The 867-nt window shown below is 65.1% G+C and carries 1 protein-coding gene; it reads left to right on the top strand.

The window, feature by feature from the left end; genetic code table 11:
- Positions 1–103 precede the first annotated feature (103 nt).
- A partial coding sequence (locus tag AC1DU6_RS33370) for an alpha-amylase family glycosyl hydrolase (protein ID WP_477862631.1) occupies positions 104–867 on the top strand: 764 nt, incomplete at its 3' end.

Genomic DNA, 867 nt, shown 5'->3' with positions numbered 1-867 from the left:
CCCAATGTCGTCGCTATGCTCGACATCAGATTGATAAGTAGTTTGATTACATGACCGCCTCCTGGACAAGTTTTCTCGTCCACACCGCCACCTGCTGAACACCATGCAAAAGCAACTGCTGCTCACCCTCGCACTGGCCGCAGCGGCCACGGCACAAGCCCAGATCGACACCCGCGCCGTGCCTTCCCAGCCGCAGGCCAGCACCCTGCCGGCGAACTGGCAGCACGGCGTCTTCATGGAAGTCTTCGTGCGCGGCTACCAGGACAGCAATGGCGACGGCATCGGCGACCTGAAAGGCCTGACCCGGCGACTGGACTACCTGAAGAAGCTCGGCGTCAGCGGCCTGTGGCTGATGCCCATCACCGCCAGCTCCGATCACGATCACGGCTACGCCACGACCGACTTCCGCGCCATCGAACCGCAGTACGGCACGCTGGCCGACTTCGACGAGCTGATCCGCGAGGCGCACCAGCGCGGCATCGCCATCGTCATGGACTACGTCATCAACCACGCGTCCTGGCAATTCCCGCCCTTCCAGGCGGCCGTGGCCGACCGCAATAGCCCCTGGCGCAGCTGGTTCGTCTGGAATACCGCGCCGGGCCCCGGCTGGGACATCTGGGGCAAATATCCCTGGTACGACGCCGCCACCAAGCCGTGGGACTGGCCCGGCGAACTGAAGGACCTGCCCGCGCCGAAGCCTGGTGCGCCGGACGTGTTCTTCGGCACCTTCGGCCCGCAGATGCCCGACTTCAACATGCGCAACCCGGCCGTGGTGCAGTACCACGAGGACTCGCTGCGCTTCTGGCTCAACCGCGGCCTGGACGGCTACCGGCTGGATGCCGTGCCTCACCTCATCGAGAACAACGC

Source organism: Roseateles sp. P5_B10, from assembly GCF_056400485.1.
Note: the sequence above shows the minus strand (reverse complement) of the source record. Positions and strands in the feature narration are given on the sequence as shown.